Here is a 21,897-nt window from a genome sequence, read left to right as displayed (position 1 = left end):
TTTTTTAATATTCTACTCTGTCTTCTTTGGCCGCCCAGGCTTTGAAGGCAGTAAGGGCTTCATTATGCAATAAGATTTCGGAAGGAAGCTTTCTGTCTTCAGGCTTCAGTTCCAGTTCGTCATAGATAAAAGAGTCGTCGAAGCCAATATTCTTGGCATCGGTCTTATTGTTTCCATAGTACATTTTATCCAATCGTGCCCAGTAAATAGCACCGAGACACATGGGACAAGGTTCGCAGGAAGTATAGATTTCGTATCCGCTAAGATTAAAAGTACCGAGTTTGGCAGCTGCGGCACGTATTGCACTCACTTCGGCATGAGCAGTTGGGTCACAAGATGCCGTAACACGATTTACTCCTGTTGCAACTATTTCCCCCTCTTTCGTGGCAATCACAGCACCGAAAGGACCTCCACCATTTTCAACATTTTCTTTGGAAAGCTCGATCGCTTTCCGCATTAAGTCTTCTCTAGTCATGGCACAAAAAATATATTGTTAGTTTCATTTTCCTTTTGCATCTTTTTACAAAGATAGAAAAAACTAACAATATACAATGGAATATCCCTATTAATTTTTTTACAGTATCGGTAAGCTTTGCAAGAAAATGCTCCTTCTTTTTGCTTTTTTTTGGATTATAGTTTACCTAATATCTTGTCCATTACCCAGTTAGTGAGCGTTGCACTTTCCCCGTCGCAGGAACAAACGGACTTACCTAATAAGTGATCGACCACTGCCTGAATAAGAGGTTGTTGCACATGTTCCGGGTTACCGATACAGATTTCTTCCCGTCCTTTTTCGGTATGCAAGCCGATAGGCTCATAAGTAAAGACAGAGAAACAAATCATTCCCTTGTCACCGATAATTTCAATACGATCTTCGCGGGCAGAGTCATGGGCTACGAAACACCAGGAACCGCTACCAACCAATCCGTTATCAAATTGGAAACAGGCGCTTAATGTATCTTCGGCAGGATAAAGTCCACCCCGATTGCTCTTATAACCACTTGCTTCGAGGATGCAACCGAACATATCCTGCAACAAATCAATCTGGTGCGGAGCAAGATCATAGAAGTAACCACCTCCGGCAATGTCAGCCTGCACACGCCAGGGAAGATTCTCGCGATTGTAATCCAAATCGCGTGGCGGTTGGGCAAAACGAATCTGCACATTGATAACATTACCGATAGTCCCGTTCTCTACCAATTCCTTTACTTTCTGGAAATAGGGGAGATAACGGCGATAGTAAGCAACGAAACAGGGAACTCCCGTTTCATTGGATATGCGGTTGATACGCGTACATTCTTCATACGTCACAGCCATTGGTTTCTCAATATAGGCAGGTTTGCCTGCTTTCATGGACATAATGGCATACGTAGCATGTGAAGAAGGAGGAGTGGCAATGTAGATGGCATTTACTTCCGGATCATCGATCAGTTCTTGTGCATCGTCATACCATTTTTTGATTCCTCTCTCTTTGGCATACGCTTTCGCTTTCGCACCGTCACGACTCATCACAGCTACGACTTCCGAATGTTCTACTTTCTGGAAAGCGGGACCACTTTTTGTCTTGGTTACTTCTCCACAACCAATGAAGCCCCATTTGATAATCTTTTCACTCATAATATACTATCCCTATTGTGTTTGTTTTAACAACCCCCAAAGATAAAGCTATTTTTTGTCAAGAGCAACTTTATTGATTATTAACTTAGCAGAGACAGTGGGAAAACAGACATTACGTTTTACTTCAATAGAGGTTCTGTTTTAGCTGAACAGACGGTCTGTTTGGTGAGAACAGAGCCTCTAAAAGATGGCAACGCACACTCTAATTCCGGTAAGAAGCAAGGTGAAGACCACTATACCTCCGGGTGAAGGGCGGGGGAATACCGGAGAAACTGAAATAAAAGCCGGGTTGAGGAATATTTTTCTTCTATAGAGATCATTTTCTCCTTGGTATATAACAAGAAAGGAAGGAATCGCAATTCCCTCCTTTACACGTAGTTTAATTGAAACTACTTTATCATTAACTCTATAAAGATACGACATTCGGAAGCGAAAGTCAAGTCTTTGGGAGTTTATTTTGAGATATAGTATTTCTTATAAATCTTTTGGTACTCCTCTTCCTTTTGGAATTTATCCAGCCATGTATTCAAACTATCGAGTAAGGCGGGGGATTGTTTGCTGACTGCCCATGAGTAGAACTGCGTGAAGCTGATAGCTGTATTGATATCTATTTGCGGCAACGAATCAGCTGCTGCCAGTGCAATGCTTTCGTCGCAAACGGCATAGTCGATGTCTCCGTGCGCTACCATTGATATCAATTGTTCGGAACCGTATTTATCAATCTCCTTGATGTAGATAGTATCTCCGATCTCATTACCTAGATTCTGAATACGCAAAATAGAGGGGGAGCCTTTTACGACATGAAGTGTTCGCTGGGCTAAATCCAGCTGGGTACGGATATAGAGTGAATCATTCTCTCCAATCTCTTTGCGTTGCACCAGCACTTGCTTGTTGAGGAAAATGGGAGAGGTGAGAAGCAGAGAGTCTTTTAACTTGCTGGTGGCTAATATGCCATAAGCAATCACATCATAACGTCCCTCGCTTAATCCTTCCAACCGCTCTTCGAAACTCATAATAGGTGTTATTTTGGCTTTGAGTCCTTTGTCCCGGGCGAATGCCTGTATCAGTTCGTAATGAAAGCCGGAAACGGTGTCACTGTCTACATAAAAACTGATGGAATTATATTCGGTAGCTACACGTATGATACCCTCTTTGGCAATGGAAGCATAATCACGCGGATGTCCCGCAGGTTTTTCCTGCTTACCGCATTGACGGAAAGAGAAGATAAATGCCAATACAATAATCACTGGCACTAAATATCTGAACAGTCTCAATTTGGGGCGTGATACCATAAGTCGTATAGTTTTTGTTAATCATAGAAATTCCATGAAAGACCGAATTTCAGCACACGTGGGTTGATGGGGTAGTGAGGAGACAGAAAGTAATTCGGACTGCTCATGCCCTGATTCACGTGATACATCATTACATAGAAACGTGTACGCTTTAAATGTAAGTTTGCATATACATTCACAATCGGATAACCTCCTATCTGTACCTGGTCGTCTGTCGGTTGCAGGTGGAAATTCTGAATGGCCGGCATATAGGCAGGTGCATTGTATTTGCTGAAATAACGCACGTCGGCTCCCAATTGCACACTAAGTACTTTCTTCGCCAGTTTGAACTGCATATAGAAGTTATGATATAGCGATAGATCAGGCAAAGGAAGTACAGTCTGGTCACTCGATTTCTGCCAAGTCACCTCATTGTCCAGATGGAAGATTCCCAACTTGAAGTCCTGATTAAGACTTGCAGATAGTACCTGTATACTTCCACCATTCTGTTCCGGCATTGCTTCCTGGTTGAAGTAAGTATAGTTCTTGATATTTTCAACTCCTGCTTTCAGGCGTGTCCTCCAACGTGCAATGCTCAATTCCCCCTCAATACGGGTACGGAATTCCTTGTCCATATCGTCGTCCCACATGAAATGCTTGGAGTGATAATGGCGCATATAGAAAGGAGCAAGCTTATTGCTGACTTCACCACGGGCTATAAGACTGACAGTATCTTTCCACAATCGGAAATTCAAGTCGATATCTCCTTTTACATTGAATTGACCGATGGCTTTTCCGCCTAATCCCACTTCACCGATCGCATGGTAATGAAGCACATTTCCTTCACGTTTGGATAATTCGCCTCCAACAAATATTTCATTTTCGTTGTATTTGTCGGGCAACGGATTTCCTTCCATATTCATCAGTGTATACTTACTGATTTTATAGGAAGCGAATGCTGTCAATCCAGCTTTGGCATATTTATTAAAGCCCTCCAATAGAGCAATACCTATGGTATTCTTAATTCCTACGTAGGTGGTACTGTCTCTGGCCGTAGGATTATCCGGATCTAAATAAGTGTTTTGATAATAATTCTTCTCGCGCATATCATCATTCGAGTTGAAGGTATGCCGTGCCCGCTCTACCTGGATGGTGTGTATAAAACTGGTGACAGGTACAAACTCCTGTTTGGCGGGAGTGGTGTCATTTTCGGCCTGTGGTATGTCGCGGCTGAATCCCAGATTATATCGTTGGGTCAGAAAGACATAAAAGTCATGGTTACGGTTGGTCGTTGCACTTAGTTTGGTAGGAATATTAGTTGATTCATATTCTCTTTGGCCTTGCGCCATTTCTTCCGGTGCAGTGATATGCCGGTCGTCCTCAATACCTCCGTTTTCATTTGTTTTCAGGTAGTTATTGCTGTATATAGCCTGCATCTGATATTTGTCGCCGATATAGCTACCGAAAACAGCTGCGTTAAAGTACGCCGTATTCTGATTATTGTAATATCCTCGTCCGTACAAGTAGTCTACATTAAATCCGAAAGCCAGTTTCTTGTTTACATTGACAGAAAAATAAGATTTGAAACGTTCTTCCCCGTTCACTTTATTACCGGCTTTGTGATATGTCAGATTCGTATAAGGTACGTTACTATTGGTAAAGTTAAACTCCGTAGGACGAATGAAGAAACTGGAGAAAGGCTCCATAAAGATAGTCGGTTCCGGGTCACGGCGGTCAAAGAAGATGCGTGACATACGGGGGGAGCCCATATTGGCCAGATAATTGTAATGTCCGGTGAGTCCGTCGGTCAGGTTTGAATTCTGGAAATGATGAAAGGCAGTATCTGCCGGGATGATAGTCCGGTCGCCCAACTGATTCTTGATACGCCACATATACAACTTTGGAGGCAATCCCTGTACTTCGACATTTGCACTATCCAATCTGTCCGGAATCATGGCAGGGTCTACCTGATTTCCGTATTGGTCGTATCCGTTTTCGTCTACTCTCTGGCGACCATTATCGAACTGTGCGTGAACAGTCGTCAAACCTATAACGGAAAGTAATATATATAATAGTAAGATTCGTCTCATAATTGGAGGCAAAGATACTTACTTTAATTGAGAATTGAGAATTGAGAATTGAAAAATATGTTGCATCCTTTACTTGGCGAGCAATTATTTCTTAATTCTCAATTCTCAATTTTTAATTTATTAAACCTCACGGATTAACTCCATCCCTTTCTTGATAGCTTCCTCGTTCATAGGAATCAAGTGGTGGTGGCGTTCCGGCAGGGTTTTCTTCAATCCTTTGATTACATTTTCCAAAGTTACAACCGGACGAAGTTTCAATAAACCGCCAAGTACGATCATGTTGAATGCTTTGGCATTATTCATCTCGTTGGCTGCATCCATTGCGTCAATACGATATACTTTGATATCCTTGCGAGTAGGAGGGTGGATAATTCCGTAACCGTCATAAATCAGGATACCGCCGGGTTTCACTTTGCTTTCGAACTTCTCGAGTGAAGGCTGGTTCAGAATGATGGCAGCATCATATTTACTTAGAATCGGTGAAGATATCTTGTCGTCGCTTACAATAACTGTAACGTTGGCCGTTCCACCTCGTTGTTCAGGACCATAAGCCGGCATCCAGCTCACTTCTTTGCCTTCCATCAGACCGGAATATGCCAGAATCTTACCCATAGACAATACGCCTTGTCCACCGAAGCCTGCTATAATAATTTCTTCTTTCATTGTTCTGTTGACTTTTAGCGTTATTCTTTATCTTTTAAATCACCCAGCGGATAGAATGGGAACATGTGTTCTTCCATCCATTTGTTAGACTTCTCCGGAGTCATCTTCCAGCCTGAACTACAAGTGGAAACGATTTCCACCAGGTTGGAACCTTTACCACTCATGGAATTCTCGAAAGCCTTGCGGATAGCTTTCTTTGCCTTACGGATGGCCGGTACGGATTGTACGGACTGGCGGCTTACGTAAGCCGTTCCCTCCAGTTGGGCTGCGATTTCTGTGATTTTCAATGGATAGCCGTGAAGTTCAACGTCACGTCCGTAAGGACAAGTCGAGCTCTTCATTCCTACCAGTGTGGTCGGGGCCATCTGACCGCCTGTCATACCGTAGATGGCATTGTTGATAAAGATAATCGTGATGTTTTCGCCACGGTTCAAAGCGTGTATGGTTTCGGCTGTACCGATACAAGCCAAGTCACCGTCACCCTGGTAAGTGAATACGAGGCGATCCGGCCACAGGCGCTTTACAGCAGTTGCCACAGCAGGAGCACGTCCGTGTGCAGCTTCCTGCCAGTCAATATCCAAATAGTTATAGGCGAAAACTGCACATCCTACCGGAGAGATTCCCACCGTTTTATCTTCCATACCCATCTCCTCTATTACTTCGGCAATGAGCTTGTGTACCACACCGTGACTGCAGCCCGGACAGTAGTGCATGGCGTTATCGTTCATCAGAGTCGGTTTTTTGTAAACCAGATTCTCGGGTTTGATTATTTCTTCTTTAGTCATAACTTCTTCTCCTTATCTGTTGGTGAACCGTATAAAAAACTCCATCAGCTTGACAAAGATTGCCGCGCCGCATACGTAGATAAACATTTTGAAATCTTCTTTGGCTACAAAATAGATGATGATGGCTGCAACGGCCAATATCATAAAGAGGATATTCAGTACGTTTCTTATTTTATCGGGATTCATCGTTTCGTTATTTGATTATTTTTTCTTCCAGGGCAGTTACAATTTCATCCGGATCGGGCACAATACCACCGAGACGTCCGAAATGTTCTACCTTTATTTTACCGTTAACAGCCAGGCGGACATCTTCAATCATCTGTCCGGCATTCAGTTCCGTAACAAGCATACCTTTTACTTTATCAGCATAAGCGGCAATAGCCTTTGTCGGGAACGGCCACAAAGTAATCGGACGAAGGATACCTACCTTGATACCTTTCTCACGAGCCAGCTCCATGGCTTTCTGACCGATACGCGCCATTGAGCCAAAAGCAATAATCAGATATTCTGCATCTTCGCAGTTTATTTCTTCAAAACGTACTTCGTTTTCTTCGATTTGGCGATACTTAGCCTGGAAGCGGAGGTTGTTGATTTCCATTGCTTCCGGTTTCAGTTCCAGAGAAGTGATGATGTTCGGTTTGCGATCTTTGGCCTTTCCGGTAGCAGCCCACGGGCATTGTTCAATCACTTCCGCTTCCGTGCGGCGTGGCTTTTGTGCAGGAAGAACTACTTTTTCCATCATCTGTCCGATCACACCATCGGCAAGAATAATAGCCGGATTACGGTATTTGAAAGCCAGTTCGAATCCTAATGCCACAAAATCCGCCATTTCCTGTACGGATGCCGGAGCAAGAGCGATTAACTTGTAGTCACCATGTCCGCCGCCTTTCACTGTCTGGAAATAGTCGGCCTGACTCGGTTGGATAGTTCCCAGTCCGGGACCTCCGCGCATCACGTTCACAATCAGACAAGGAAGTTCGGCACCTGCAATGTATGAGATACCTTCCTGTTTCAAGCTCACACCCGGACTTGAAGAGGAGGTCAGTACCATCTTTCCGCTACCTGCACCTCCATATACCATATTGATAGCTGCCACTTCACTTTCTGCCTGGAGTACTACCATGCCGGTTGTTTCCCACGGTTTCAGTTCGGCAAGCGTTTCCAACACTTCCGATTGGGGAGTAATAGGATAACCGAAGTATCCATCCGCACCGCAACGGATCGCTGCATGGGCGATGGCTTCGTTTCCTTTCATTAATACAACTTCTTCTGCCATATTCTTTTCTTTTATTCTACTTTTACTTTATACACTGAAATACATCCGTCCGGACAAACTGTTGCACACGAGCTGCATCCGTTGCAGGTATCTTCTTTTACTTGCCAGGCATAGTTATAGCCTTTCATATTTACCTCTTTATTGAGGGCGATTACATCGAGCGGACATGCCACTACACACAGGTTGCATCCTTTGCAACGCTCCGTGTCGACTACGATTGCTCCTTTGATTTTTGCCATAATCTTTATTTTATTACGTTATCTTTGAGTTCGATTATTGATTAAACATATCTTTGTGGTAGAAATTGAGGATATCTATTACCATCTTTCTGGCCTGAACGGCAGGACTGTCCGGATTGAGTTCGATGGCATACTGGTAATTGTCCAGTGCCCGCTTCCAATCTGCTTTTTTTCGGTAGGCATTTCCCCGTAAATAGTAAAGAGTATCTTTCTCTTTTTCGACAGAAGTGTCCTGGAGAAGCTGGTCCAATTGCTTAATCGCTGTGTCCACATCCCCCTGATTGATAAGCTCTTTTAGGTTGTCTATTTGCTCCATTTCTTTCGTCTTTCGGGATTCTGAAACGCAAAGATAGTTTTTATTTGTGTAAATGGGGCAAATGAGAACGGAAATTTGCAAGGTTTGGGCTTTATTGCATATTCTATGAATATATAGTCAGGATGAAAGAAAAAACGGTTCTCATCTTTTTTGTTTATAACGAGAATATATCTATTTTTGTCGCCACCAACATGATTGGCTGTTTTCTCTGATGATGATTATTAATACACTTTGGCCTTGTAGAATACTGAAATGAAAAATGAACATGTGAATGATATAAATAATTATCAGAAACTGTATATGCAATATGCGCCCATGTTGTTGCGTTTTGCTGGGAAGTTTATTTCTCCTTTTTTTGCAGAAGATATTGTGCAGGATGTATTTCTTAGAATATGGGATAAACAAGTATTTCTGTTATCTGAATCAGAGGTTAAAAATATATTGTTTGTTGCTGTCCGGAATGCCTGTATCGATCATTTGCGTCGTATTAATCTCGAACAGGAGTTTGCCGACAAGCGTGCTATCCAGCTCAAATTAGATGAGTTGAGTTTTTATGACGGTGCTGATGAATTGTTTATGAGGAAAGACTTAATGGCACATGTGATGGCAAAAATAAATGAACTGCCCGAAAAGAGACGTGAAATCTTCCTGTTATCTTATATGGAAGGACTTAAAGCGGCGGAAATTGCCGAGAGATTAAACTTATCCACCAGGACAGTAGAAAACCAATTATACAGAACCTTACTTTTCTTACGAAAAGAGCTTCAGACTGCTTTCGTCTATCTATTCATGTTCGTTTAGTGCTGATTTATTTCTATTCTTCGCAGTCTCGGAAAATAAAATTCAAAAAAAATAAAGAAGTCGGTGAGTAATTCCTGCTGATTGCTCGTTACATATATAAAAACAGGAAAATAATATCTATTTATATATGGAAAGCATGACTTCAGATTTAATAATAGGATTTTTGAAAGGCTCGTTGAATGAGAAAGAGATCAATCAGTTTTATGATTGGGTGAATGAAACGCCTGAAAATAAACAGATCTTTTTTGAGGCAAAGATGGTCTATGACGCTTGCTTGTCTAAAGGAAATAATATTGATATGGATCAGAGCTGGCAGCGGTTACTGGAAAAGAAACAGAAACAGGCTCCGAGGAAAATATACACTCTCTTCCGGAAAGTTCAGGCTTATGCAGCGGTGGCGATGATAGCTGTTGCTTTAACTTCCGTTCTCTTTTGGTGGTTGGGTGATACTTCTTCCGTACCTGTTGCCCGATATGTCAGTGGCGATGGAATCGTAGCCGATAAAGTTGTTTTGCCAGACGGCACAGAAATCAGCATGGGTAGTCAGACTACTTTCCGCTATGATCCGCAATATGGAAAAGAGAAGCGTGTCGTTTATCTGGAAGGAGAAGCATTCTTTAATGTAGCCAAGCAGAAAGACAAGCCTTTTATCGTAGTTGTGAACGGGCAGGAAATAGAAGCTTTAGGGACGAAATTTAATGTTGATGCTTATCCGTCTGATTCCGTGGTAACCACCACATTATTGGAAGGCTCCATTCGCTTGGTTAGTGAAAAGGTAAACACTTTAACCGTTTTAACTCCGAATCAACAATATATATATCACAAAAACAAAGGTTCTTATAAAGTGGCTCAAGTAGATGCGGCTCTTTACACCTTATGGATTTCCGGTTATTACTATTTCCATGAAGAGAATTTGGAGGGTATATTAGCCCGATTGGGAAATATATACGGTGTCAGTTTCCGGATACAGTCTGATAAGTTGAAAGAACGTCGGTTTACCGGAACTTTCTATCGGGGGCAAAGCATCAAAGACATTTTGGACATAATTAATATTTCAATCCCTATTCGATACAGTATTAATAATCGGCAAGTGACGATTCATTGAGCCGTATAATTTAATAAAACATTGTTATGAACAGTAGTTAGCCTTAAAAAAAGAGAAGAAGATTTTGGCGAATCCTCTTCTCTCCGAGAGATGCACGCATCTCCTAAATTAAACTTCCTTCGAACGGAATAGTATTTAATCTTAAAACTTACAAATGTATGAATAAACAGCCTATTGTCTATGGGTTTGCCCTAAAAAGAAGCATAAAAAATACAAAAATAACCTTTGCTGTTTTGTTGTTATTTATTCTGCAGGGTATAGTTGGTAACGTGTATGCGCAGGAAAAGAAAATATCGATATCAGTAAAAAATGAAAAACTCGAGACTGTGTTACGAATGGTAGAAAAACAGGCCAACTATTTGTTTTTCTATGATTCGGACGAAATCAACAAGCAACAACGAATCACAATTAATCAAACGAACAGTTCTTTGAAAGATGTCCTGGATGCGGTTGCAAGTAAGACCAACCTGTCATATACCATTAAAGGACGTCATATCATTCTGGCTAAAAAGCCAAACGTCTCTTCTACAAACAAAGACGGACGCGCAAGCGGTTCGGAAAAGAAGATAACAGGTATCGTAAAAGATGAAACAGACCTTCCTGTGGTGGGGGCTAATGTGATCGTTCCCCGAACAAAAAAGGGAGTGATAACGGATATGAACGGTAATTTCTCTTTGGAAGTAGCAGCAGGGGATGAGGTTGAAATCTCATATCTTGGCTATACGACACAAAAAATAAAAATATCCGCTCAAAACTTTCTGAATGTTGTATTGCGTGAAGATGCGAAGTCATTGAACGAAGTAGTGGTGGTAGGTTACGGATCTGTGAAAAAGTCCGACTTGACTGGTTCTGTCGCTTCTGTCTCCAATACAACTCTGCTTAGAGGTGGAAAAACGAATTCCGCAGGTGCGTTGCAAGGAGAGTTGTCCGGTGTGACCATCACACGTTCGAATAACAAACCGGGTGGAGGCTATGATATAAAGATTCGTGGTATCAACTCTATCACTGCCTCTTCGTCTCCTTTGATTGTCATTGACGGGGTTCCCGGCGGTAATCTGGATTTTGTCAATCCGGACGATATTGAAAAGATTGACGTCCTGAAGGATGCTTCGGCAACGGCTATCTATGGTTCCAGTGGTGCAAACGGTGTAATCATCGTAACGACCAAAAGAGGACAGACTGGTAAGCCGAAAATTTCCTATAACGGTTATGTTGGTGTGAGATCTTATACAAACTTGCCCGACATGATGTCCGGTGACGAATATGTGCAGTTGGCGAGAGAGGCTACCCGTGGCGGAGCTCCCAACTATATTTATAAGAGAGACGAGCAAATTTTTACTGACCCGTCCGAATTGCAGGCAGTGAAAGAAGGTAAGTATTTCGATTGGTTGGACGCTGTGTCCAGTCCTGCCTTTATGACAAACCATAGCTTGTCGGCAATTGGTGGTACGGAAGCTGTGAAATACGGTTTCTCTGGCGGCTATTATTTTGAAGACGGTATGATTCAGCCGCAAGAATATACACGCTACAACTTGCGTTCGGTAATAGATATCACTATTAATAAGCATGTTTCTTTTGGAGGAAGTATGTATGCGGTTCACAGTATTCGTGAAAAAGGTAACTGGGACTTGTTGCGTGATGTGTTCCGTATGCGTCCTACTCAACATCCCAATAGCCTGGTGACAGGTGAGGAGATATGGAAATATTCCGGCAATAATCTTTTCAATCCGTTGGTTACTTCTCAAAACCAGCGCTCGCAAGTGAAGAGCCTCAACCTGCAAAGCAATATTTATCTTAAAATAACACCTATTGAGAATTTGGAACTTACTTCCTCGTTTTCTCCTTATTTTACACAGACTTCCATGGGGGATTATATCGGAGTGTGGACAAAAGCACAGCAGGGAACTGCCAAAGGTGCTAAGGCGAATGCGACGAAAGATAATTCATTGAGTTGGATTTGGGATAACATTGTGAACTATACTTGGAAGAAGTCTGTTCATTCTATTACTGCGACCGGAGTGTTCTCCGCTCAAAAGTATCAGTACGACAGATTGTACGGTGCAAGCAAGGATTTGTCTTTCAATTCACTTTGGTATAACCTGAATGGGGGAGCTATCGAGAGCTTGAGCTCCAATTTCAGTCAGTGGACGATGATGTCTTATGTAGGTAGAATCAACTATGGGTTGATGGATAGATACTTGCTTACAGCCAGCTTGCGTTACGATGGTTCTTCACGTTTGTCCGAAGGAAATAAATGGGCGCTTTTCCCTTCCGCAGCTATTGCGTGGAGAATCACTGAAGAAGATTTTGCCAAGAATCTGGATTGGTTGTCCAACCTGAAACTGCGTTTCAGTTATGGTCAGGCAGGTAATACCAACTCTGTGTCTCCTTATGCATCCGAAGGTACCATTTCGGGGTCTGTATATTATCCGTTCGGAACGTCTACTTCCGTAGGAAATCTTCCTGCTAACATTGCCAATCCGATGCTGACTTGGGAGCGTACTTCAGAATATAACGTAGGTCTTGATTTCGGTTTCTTAAACCAACGAATTTCGGGTAACATTGAGTATTACAATCGTACTACCAATGACCTGTTGATGAAACGTAATATTCCTGTTCATTTGGGTTATTCGTCGGTTACTTCGAATGTAGGTTCCGTAAGAAACAGCGGATTTGAGTTGCAATTGAATACCGCGAATATCGTGACCAAGAACTTTGCCTGGAATACGACCATCAACCTGGCTTACAATAAAAACGAAATCGTAAGTCTGGCTGATGAAGAAGATCTTAGCAATTATTCCATTCATCTGAAAGGCATGAGAGGACGCTATTCTGACAAGCGTTTCATCGGTAAGCCGGTAGATACGAACTGGACTCAAAATACAATTGGCGTATGGCAGTTGGGAGAAGAAGAAGAGGCTGCAAAATATGGTTGTGTACCGGGTAACTTCAAGATTAAAGACTATAACAATGATGGCAAGCTGACGGACGATGACTATATCATCGACGGAAAGAGAACACCGGACTGGACAGGAGGTATGACAAATATGTTCAAAATCTATGATTTCGACTTTTCATTCCACATGTATTTCCAGGCGGGAGCCACACAGTACGACCGTTTCTTTGAGAACTTCGCATTAGAATGGAACAGCCAGAACTTCAACAATCTGCGAACTAATTACTGGACGCCGGAGAATCCTTCGAATACCATGGGACGCCCCTCACAGATGGGGTCCAGAGGTAATATCGCTTATGAAAGAACAGACTTCCTGAAAGTTTCCTATATCACGCTGGGATATACTTTGAACAAGAGACTGATGTCGAAATGGGGACTGGATAATGCCCGTATTTATGTGACTGTACAGAATCCTTTCATTCTTACGAAGTTTAGAGGTCTTGATCCCGAACAGCCTGATCTTACTAACATTGGAGATACGGACGGTATGACTATGAATGCTTTACTTGGTGTTAATATTTCATTTTAAAAAAACAGATCTATGATAAACAAAAGATATTTGAAGTATACGCTTCTGTTATTTACTTTTGGAATGACTGCTTGTTCTGATTTTCTGGACGAAGTGAACCATTCCAGCCAGTCAGCGGACAAATACTATCAGACAAAGGGGGGATATGAGAGTCTGATTGTAGGTTGCTACTCAAACTTGAAAAATATCTATAATACTACTACTTATCAGATATTTACACAACAAGGTACGGATGTCTTCACACAGAATTATCCGACAGAAGTAGCGGCAATGAATCAGTATACCACTACTTATCAGTCAAATAACGGTACTATTTATGCGATGTGGAGTTCTTATTTCAATGCGTTGAATAATGTAAATGCTGCTATCGATCGTTCGAAGAGTGTCATTTTGAAGACAGACGACCCTGATGGAATAGAACCCAGTGCGTTGGCACAGCTTGTGGCTGAAGCCAAAGCGTTGAGAGCTTGGTATTTGTTTGAGATTGTGAGGAACTGGGGACAGGGACCGTTGAAAATCAACGAGTCTAAAGAGCCGAGCTATACTGTCGAGTATTCGAATGGTGCCGCTTTCTACCAGCAGATTTTTACAGATTTGGAAGAAGCCATTAGTGTTCTTCCTTGGCGTCAAACGGGTTCCAACTACGGACGCATGTCCAAAGCTGCTGCGAAGCATATCCGTGCGTTGGTTTATCTGACACGTGGTTATGAAGAGTATGCCGATCCGAAGGATTTTGAAAACGCATTCAAGGATGCTGAAGATGTGTATCTTAATTCCGGACATAAGTTGTTGGACGACTATGCGATGGTTCATCGTCAGTCGAATGAAATAAACGATGAAATTATTTTCCCTATCGGTTTTGCTGACGGAGCTAACTACAACACCAATATCTGGAATCAATGGTATATGATGCCTTATGCTATTGGCGGATGGCTGGGATTGGGCAAAGACAGTTATTATGGTAATGCGAGTATGCATGTGGAGGCGATTCCTACTAAATTTGCTTATATGATGTATGACTGGCAGAAAGACAGACGTCCTTCTGTGACCTTTATGAGTCCTTTGAATGGTAATGCGAGTACTTCCACAGACGGAAAGGATGCAGGCAAGAACTGGTTCCAGTGTACTACTCCTGTAGATGGAGTGTTCGCCAAAGGCGATAAGATTATCTATTTCCCGGTACCTACCGATCCTGAATATAAGTATTGGGCTGAAACGGACAAGAATGGAGTAAGATATAAAGTGTTCAACTATCCGATGGGGGATAATACAAATTGGGCGAATGATGATTACTACAAACACGCTTATCAGACAACGAACGCAACTTCTCGTACCTGTCTTCCTATCTGGAAATTCAAAGATGGAAATGCGGAGTACAGGGAAGACGAATCCGGTTCGGGAACGCGTGATATCTATCTCTTCCGTTTGGCGGAAACTTGTCTGATTGCGGCGGAAGCGGCAGTGATGAATAACAACGATCAGGCTAATGCCGAGAAATATATTAACTACGTTGTTTCCCGTGCAGAAAAACATTCTCCGCAGAGTGGGCTTTCTCGTTATTCCAATGTCACGATAGATAATATTTTGGACGAAAGAGCCAAAGAACTCCTTGGTGAAGGATCACGCTGGAACGACTTGCAGCGCACCGGCAAACTGGCTGAACGTGTGTTGAAGTACAACTGGGATGTTTCCAATATTTATGGCGGAACAATCAAGACTACCTTGACACAAGAGTCGTTTGAGAGTAAGTTTAAATTGCGTCCGATTCCTTTGCAGTGGCTGAACTCTTTGTCCAATGGTCACGAATTGGGTAACAATCCGGGTTGGTAATCGAATGTTGAACCTTTAAAATGATATTCATATGAAAATGAAATATATACTACCGATATTATGCTTGTTGTTTACGTTTGTTTCGTGTCAGGAAGATAATACGCCTCCGCCGCCCAATCCGAATCCCAACTATACGGAAGTGGGACCTTCTATGGAGTTCGTTCATCCCGGTATTCTACATACGACAGCTGCCATTACCCGGATGCAGAACTTTGTGAATGGGAATGTTTCTCCGGCAATAGATTGTTACAGACTGTTGCAGCAGAGTCCTTTGTCTTCGTCTACTTATGAGATTCAAGGTCCTTTCACGGTTATTTCACGTTTCGGACAGAACACTTCGTCGACCAAGACTCCAAGCGAAGAAGATCACGAAGCTGCTTATCTGAACGCTATCATGTGGTGTATTACCCAGAATCCGGCGCACGCTCAAAAGTCGATTGAGATATTGAATGCTTATGCCGGCACATTGCGTGAGATCGATATGAGTGATAATGACGCTCCCCTGTGCGCTGCTTTGCAGGGATTTCTTCTTGCTAATGCCGCTGAACTGATGAGACATACTTATCCTTCGGTATCGGATACGGATGTCAAGTCTTGGGAGAATATGTTCCGTAACGTATTTATTCCGGTATTGAGAAACTTCTTTGCCAAATCTCCTTATGCAAACGGCAATTGGGGAACCGCTGCTATCAAGGCTTTTATGGCGTTCGGTATCTTTTTGGATGACGAAAGTTTCTATAACGAAGCGGTGACGTTTTTCTATGAGGGGCACGACAACGGAAGTTTGACGAACTATATTATGGAGAGCGGACAATGTCAGGAAAGCGGACGTGACCAAAACCACACGATGCTGGGGATAGGACATCTGGCAGAAGCCTGCGAAATTGCTTATAATCAGGGCAACGAGACGCTTTGGAGCGCATCGGAAAACAGACTTATGAAAGGGTATGAGTATACAGCTAAGTATAATCTCGGATACGATGTGCCTTTTGAACCTTTCACGGATGTGACGGGAGTGAGATGGAATAATATCTCTGATGATGATCGAGGAAAGTTCCGGCCTGTATTTGAGATTGCTTACAATCATTACGTAACTCGCAAAGGTCTGGAAATGCCGTATACGCAGCAGGTTATCTCAAGAATCTCTCCGGAAGGGGATGCGATGTGGTGTGACCATCCGGGATATGGCACACTACTGTTCCGTACAGAATCGGGTATGCCGCCGAGCGAAGGAGCTATTGATGCGAAAGGAACCGAATGGAAGGTCGCTACGGCCAATGCAACGACAGCAGCAGACGGAGATAATTTGGTTGTGACACCTGCTTTGCAAAGCAATGGAAAATATAGAGGTGATATAGAGAGAAAGTCAACCTTCCACGTAGGTAATTATCCTATTGTAGCGGTAGTTATAAAAGGTCTTCCGGCGAAGAAAGCGATAACGTTTGACTCTCCCGAATATGGATCTTTAATAAATGATAAAGGTAACCAGCACGGACATGGCACTTATTCTACCGTTGAGAAGGAGTATGGTACCGTTTATTACTGGGATTTGGTGACGGGAGCAAGTTACACGTTAGGTAAGCCGATACCTACGGATCAATCATTCAATATGTCTCTCAAGTTGAAGATTGCTGATCTTGAATATCCGGACGGCGTATCGCCTTATACCGTTAAATGGATGAAATCCTTTAGAAACGAGGCGGAACTGATTAAATATTTGGAAGAAAACTAATCACCTCCCAATTATAAGGTAAAAAATAGGTAAAAAGAGGATAAAGGGAGGGTGTGTCTTGAGTTACTGTAGGCTTTCGATACACCCTCTTGTTATTATATACATCATTAAAATATAGGTAAATGATAAAGAAAAGAATACTCTCTTTGTGGATAGGCTTATGCATTATCTGTATAGCTAATGCGCAAGAGACAGAACTGGCTTACTGTAATCGGCAAATACATAAAACATTAAAAGCGATAGGAACTTCTTCTAAAATTCCGAGATCCATGGATGTTCATAAGTTGCATTGGAATATGGTGAGTGTCGATGATTGGACGAGTGGCTTTTTTCCGGGAGTTTTATGGTATGATTACGAATATAGCCGGGAACCAGAGATAAAAGAAAAAGCCGTTTATTTCACCAGACTGTTAGAGCCTTTATCCCATAAAGTTACCAGTCATGATCTGGGATTCCAGATATTCTGTAGTTATGGCAATGCCTACCGTCTGACAAAGGATAAATATTATAAGGACGTTATTCTCAAAAGTGCGGAAGAACTGTCAAAACTGTATAATCCCCGGGTCGGAACTATTCTGTCATGGCCGTGGAAAGTTGCGGAAAATGGTTGGCCGCACAATACAATCATAGACAATATGATGAATCTGGAATTATTATTCTGGGCGTCAAAGAATGGAGGAGGCAAAAAGTATTATGATATGGCATTGTCGCATGCTCGTGTGACTAAAGAAAATCACTTTCGTCAAGACGGCTCTTGCTATCATGTGGCCGTTTATGATACCATATCCGGCAGGCTTATAAAAGGAATCACTCACCAGGGATATAGTGACCGTTCTATGTGGGCACGTGGACAGGCATGGGCTATTTATGGCTATACGATGGTGTATCGTGAAACCCGTGATAAGGACTTCTTGCGATTTGCAGAAAAGCTGGCCGATCTTTATATCAGTCGTTTGCCGGCCGACCCGATTCCATTCTGGGATTTTGATGCACCAGATATTCCGGTAGCACCCAAAGACGCTTCGGCTGCTGCGGTAACAGCGTCCGCCTTATTGGAACTGTCAACATTGGAAGACGATCCGGAACGATCCGAACGATATTATGCATTAGCAAAAGAAATGCTTCATAGCTTATCTTCAGAGCACTATCAGAGTAGAAAGAAGAACTCTTCCTTTCTATTACATTCTACCGGGCATTATCCTGCCGGGGAAGAAATAGATGCTTCTATCATTTATGCTGATTATTACTATATAGAAGCACTTATGAGGTGGAAGAAAATAGAAGCAAAACAAGCTCTGTCGCAAGAGAATAAATTTATCCATCCGGGTATTCTACATACCCGGGAGAGCCTGGAGCGAATCAGGCATTATGTAGACCAGAAGATAAATCCGGCTTATCAGTCTTATTTATTGTTGCAGGCCGATCCTTGTGCTTCATCCGATTATCAGCTTCAGGGACCTTTTGAGGTTATAGCCCGCTTGGGAGTGAACAGCTATACAAAAAGACCGAGCGAAGATGACCATAAAGCAGCTTATTTGAATGCTCTGATGTGGACGATTACAGGAAAGGAAGCCCATGCCCGCAAATCAATCGAAATATTGAATGCGTATAGCGCTGTATTAAAACTTATTGGCCCCAATGATAATGATGATCCCCTGTGTGCTTCTTTACAAGGAAGTATGTTAGCCAATGCCGCCGAACTTATCAAGTATACGTATGACAAGGTTGAAAAGAAAGATATTGCAAGCTGGGAGCACATGTTGCGTACGGTATTTATTCCGGTTCTGGACACCTTTTTCAAAGCCAAGCCTTATACAAACGGAAACTGGGGAGCCGCTGCAACGAAAGCATATATGGCTTTCGGCATTTTCCTGGATGATGAATCTTTGTATAATCAGGCTGTTGACTTCTACTATAATGGTCACGATAATGGTACAATTAAAAATTATATCAGTGAAAGCGGGCAGTGCCAGGAGAGTGGACGCGATCAGGACCACGTGATGTTCGGATTGGGTAATCTGTCTGAAGTTTGCGAAACAGGTTATAATCAAGGTGATGAAAAGATGTATGCCGCACTTGACAACCGCTTGCTGACCGGCTACGAATATACGGTAAAGTATAATCTGGGAGAATCGGTTCCTTTCAAAGTCTGGACGGATATATCAGGACGTTATTGCGATTGGCAAGTGATTTCGGAGAAAGAACGAGGAGCCTTTCGCCCGATATTTGAGATTGTATACAACCACTATGTCACCCGCAAGGGGTTGGATATGCCCTATACCCGGCGTGTAATGTCCAAAATACCGATTGAGGGGGGCTCTAAATGGTGTGATGGTCCCGGATATGGAACATTACTTTTCAGGACACAAATGAATGAGAAATGAGTAATAAACAAATGAAGATGACAATAAAGATACCCATCCTATTATTAAATATAGTTGGAGGACTATTGGTGTTGAGTTGTACTACACAACCCAAAGTAAATGCCGATTATTCGGTATATGTGAATCCGTTTATAGGCAATGCGGATAACGGACATACTTTTCCGGGAGCATGCGTTCCTTTCGGTATGATTCAGGCGAGCCCGGAAACAGGAAATGATGCCTGGAAGTATTGCAGCGGATATAATTTTGCGGATGATTCTATCATCGGCTTTGCCCAGGCTCATTTAAGCGGAACGGGATGTCCTGATTTGGGTGATATCCTCTTACTACCTTTCAGTGGGAAGATCGAAAATAATGTTTATAAAGGTAAGTTTGATAAGAGGTCAGAAAAGGCTTCTCCCGGATATTATGCTGTTCACCTGACAGATTTTGATGTGGATGTCGAACTGACTTCTACCCAACGGACAGCTTTTCATCGTTACGTTTATCATTCGGATGCACCATCCGGATTACTGGTAGACTTGCAGAGCGGAGTCGTATGGGATCGGGAATGGCTTAAAAAACATGTGTTGTATGCTGATATGGATCTGCCGGATAACCATACCATCACCGGACATCAGATGGTAGAGAACTGGGTGAAACGTTCCTATTATTATGTGATTTCTTTTGATAAACCCTATACGGTAAAGGATACCTTATCTTCTGTTGATCCGGAGAAAGGGAAACGTCTTCTGTTGGATTTCAATCTGGCGAAAGGGGATACCTTGCAAGTGAAAATAGCACTTTCAACGGTAGGAGTAGAGGGTGCCATTGCAGCTTTGGAAAAAGAAAATCCGACATGGAATTTTGAGGGAATCCGTACGAAGGCACATAACCAATGGAATCAACTATTCTCTAGGGTGAAAGTTACGGGAAGTGATGCACAGAAAACCAACTTTTATACATCGCTCTATCATCTGTTTATCCAACCTAACAACATTGCTGATATAGACGGTCGTTATCGTGGAGCCAATGATAGTATATATACTTCGAAGACGGGTAGTTATTATTCTACTTTATCTTTGTGGGACACTTACAGGGCAGCTCACCCCTTATATACGATTCTATGTCCGGAAAAGGTGGATGGTATGATCCAGAGTATGCTTGACCATTATAAAATACAAGGATATCTGCCGATATGGGCTTTGTGGGGAAAGGAGAGTCATTGTATGATAGGGAATCATGCCATTCCTGTCATAGTGGATGCCTATCTGAAAGGTTTCCGCGGATTTGAACCGGAAGAGGCGTATGCTGCTATTCGTGGCACTTCAACCGTTAGTCATCAGCATTCCGACTGGGAGATTTATGACCAATACGGATATTATCCTTTCGATCTTATCCCAAAAGAATCTGTTTCCCGGACACTGGAATCGGGATATGATGATTATTGTGTGGCTCAAATGGCTAAAGCGCTGGGGAATGATGAAGATTATGCTTATTTCTCCAAACGCTCTTCCTATTATAAGAATCTGCTGGACCCTTCAACAACCATGATGAGAGGGAAAGATTCGAAGGGGGACTGGCGTACTCCTTTTAACACCTTGTTATTGTCACATGCTGCCACTTCCGGCGGAGATTATACGGAGGGGAATGCCTGGCAATATACTTGGCACGTGCAACATGACGTGGAAGGGTTAATCGAACAACTCGGAGGTAAAGAGAAGTTTGCCAATAAACTGGACTCTTTATTTTTCCTGGAATCATCTAAAGAGAATACAGGATTCACCCAAGATGTAACGGGGCTTATCGGACAGTATGCACACGGCAATGAGCCAAGCCATCATGTGGCTTATTTATATAACTATGTGGGACAACCGCATAAAACACAGCAACTCATTCGTGAGATTTTTGACCGTTTCTATCTGCCCAAACCGGATGGATTGTGCGGAAATGACGATTGCGGACAAATGTCTGCATGGTATATCTTCTCTGCAATGGGATTCTATCCGGTAAATCCGATTGGAGGGGAGTATATATTAGGAGCACCGCAGATAGAAGAAGTCACCATTTCATTACCGAATCATAAAACATTCACGGTACAGGCAAAGGGCTTATCGGATGAAAATAAGTATGTGCAGTCGGTAACGTTGAATGGCAAACCTGTTGAGAATTTCAGAATATATCATTCGGATATTATGAAAGGAGGAGAATTGGTATTTGTGATGACTGATCGATATTGAGTGTTTAGTGAAATGCTCCTTCACTCTTACAACATCTTCTGTATCTCTTTATTCATCAGCAATAGCGGGTGAAGCCCTATGCTT

General features: G+C 42.5%; 17 protein-coding genes and 1 pseudogene. 8 read left to right on the top strand and 10 right to left on the bottom strand.

Annotated features, from left to right (window positions below; translation table 11 throughout):
- Positions 1–4 precede the first annotated feature (4 nt).
- The 10 genes from DXB58_RS19580 to DXB58_RS19530 form a co-directional block, all read right to left on the bottom strand.
- On the bottom strand, positions 5–475 hold the full coding sequence (locus tag DXB58_RS19580; protein ID WP_004297398.1) for a nucleoside deaminase: 471 nt from the start codon (positions 473–475) through the stop codon (positions 5–7).
- A gap of 155 nt (positions 476–630) precedes the next feature.
- Positions 631–1,617, bottom strand: coding sequence for a Gfo/Idh/MocA family protein (locus DXB58_RS19575; RefSeq protein WP_008999133.1), 987 nt, complete (start codon positions 1,615–1,617; stop codon positions 631–633).
- Positions 1,618–2,069: 452 nt separating this feature from the next.
- Positions 2,070–2,909, bottom strand: coding sequence for a transporter substrate-binding domain-containing protein (locus DXB58_RS19565; protein ID WP_122137961.1), 840 nt, complete (start codon positions 2,907–2,909; stop codon positions 2,070–2,072).
- Between the two features lie 17 nt (positions 2,910–2,926).
- Positions 2,927–4,978 carry a putative porin gene (locus tag DXB58_RS19560; protein WP_122137960.1) on the bottom strand — a complete coding sequence of 684 codons (2,052 nt, stop codon included), beginning with the start codon at positions 4,976–4,978 and terminating at the stop codon, positions 2,927–2,929.
- Positions 4,979–5,098: 120 nt separating this feature from the next.
- Complete coding sequence (locus DXB58_RS19555; protein ID WP_008999145.1) at positions 5,099–5,641, bottom strand: 2-oxoacid:acceptor oxidoreductase family protein; 543 nt, start codon at positions 5,639–5,641, stop codon at positions 5,099–5,101.
- Between the two features lie 20 nt (positions 5,642–5,661).
- A complete protein-coding gene (locus tag DXB58_RS19550; protein ID WP_008999146.1) occupies positions 5,662–6,426 on the bottom strand; it encodes a thiamine pyrophosphate-dependent enzyme in 765 nt (254 codons plus the stop codon).
- Between the two features lie 12 nt (positions 6,427–6,438).
- Complete coding sequence (locus tag DXB58_RS19545; protein ID WP_008999147.1) at positions 6,439–6,612, bottom strand: hypothetical protein; 174 nt, start codon at positions 6,610–6,612, stop codon at positions 6,439–6,441.
- Positions 6,613–6,619: 7 nt separating this feature from the next.
- Positions 6,620–7,702 carry a 3-methyl-2-oxobutanoate dehydrogenase subunit VorB gene (locus tag DXB58_RS19540; RefSeq protein WP_117937341.1) on the bottom strand — a complete coding sequence of 361 codons (1,083 nt, stop codon included), beginning with the start codon at positions 7,700–7,702 and terminating at the stop codon, positions 6,620–6,622.
- Positions 7,703–7,713: 11 nt separating this feature from the next.
- Positions 7,714–7,941 carry a ferredoxin family protein gene (locus tag DXB58_RS19535; protein WP_004297419.1) on the bottom strand — a complete coding sequence of 76 codons (228 nt, stop codon included), beginning with the start codon at positions 7,939–7,941 and terminating at the stop codon, positions 7,714–7,716.
- A gap of 34 nt (positions 7,942–7,975) precedes the next feature.
- Positions 7,976–8,257, bottom strand: coding sequence for a tol-pal system YbgF family protein (locus tag DXB58_RS19530; RefSeq protein ID WP_117937343.1), 282 nt, complete (start codon positions 8,255–8,257; stop codon positions 7,976–7,978).
- Positions 8,258–8,509: 252 nt separating this feature from the next.
- Between DXB58_RS19530 and DXB58_RS19525 the strand changes: the two genes are divergently transcribed.
- The 8 genes and pseudogenes from DXB58_RS19525 (at position 8,510) to DXB58_RS19495 (ending at position 21,813) form a co-directional block, all read left to right on the top strand.
- Positions 8,510–9,058 carry an RNA polymerase sigma-70 factor gene (locus DXB58_RS19525; protein WP_122137959.1) on the top strand — a complete coding sequence of 183 codons (549 nt, stop codon included), beginning with the start codon at positions 8,510–8,512 and terminating at the stop codon, positions 9,056–9,058.
- A gap of 127 nt (positions 9,059–9,185) precedes the next feature.
- Entirely contained in the window at positions 9,186–10,163 is a 978-nt protein-coding gene (locus DXB58_RS19520) for a FecR family protein (RefSeq protein ID WP_122137958.1), read from the top strand.
- Positions 10,164–10,321: 158 nt separating this feature from the next.
- Positions 10,322–13,648 (top strand): TonB-dependent receptor, encoded by a 3,327-nt coding sequence (locus tag DXB58_RS19515; RefSeq protein WP_122137957.1) that lies wholly within the window; start codon positions 10,322–10,324, stop codon positions 13,646–13,648.
- A 12-nt stretch (positions 13,649–13,660) separates the two neighbouring features.
- Positions 13,661–15,478, top strand: a complete 1,818-nt coding sequence (locus DXB58_RS19510; RefSeq protein WP_122137956.1) for a RagB/SusD family nutrient uptake outer membrane protein — start codon at positions 13,661–13,663, stop codon at positions 15,476–15,478.
- Positions 15,479–15,509: 31 nt separating this feature from the next.
- The gene (locus DXB58_RS19505; protein WP_122137955.1) at positions 15,510–17,210 is read left to right on the top strand and encodes a DUF4979 domain-containing protein; all 1,701 of its coding nucleotides are present in this window, start codon (positions 15,510–15,512) and stop codon (positions 17,208–17,210) included.
- A gap of 125 nt (positions 17,211–17,335) precedes the next feature.
- A pseudogene (locus DXB58_RS28475) lies at positions 17,336–18,496 on the top strand (glycoside hydrolase family 88 protein); the annotation flags it as partial.
- Positions 18,473–19,594, top strand: a complete 1,122-nt coding sequence (locus tag DXB58_RS28470) for an alginate lyase family protein (RefSeq protein WP_369907173.1) — start codon at positions 18,473–18,475, stop codon at positions 19,592–19,594. The pseudogene DXB58_RS28475 and the gene DXB58_RS28470, both read left to right, overlap by 24 nt.
- 17 nt (positions 19,595–19,611) lie before the next feature.
- Entirely contained in the window at positions 19,612–21,813 is a 2,202-nt protein-coding gene (locus DXB58_RS19495) for a GH92 family glycosyl hydrolase (RefSeq protein WP_122137989.1), read from the top strand.
- Positions 21,814–21,897 lie beyond the last annotated feature (84 nt).

Source organism: Bacteroides sp. OM05-10AA (assembly GCF_003439055.1).
In the GTDB taxonomy this organism is placed as follows: Bacteria; Bacteroidota; Bacteroidia; order Bacteroidales; family Bacteroidaceae; genus Bacteroides; species Bacteroides intestinigallinarum.
Note: the sequence above shows the minus strand (reverse complement) of the source record. Positions and strands in the feature narration are given on the sequence as shown.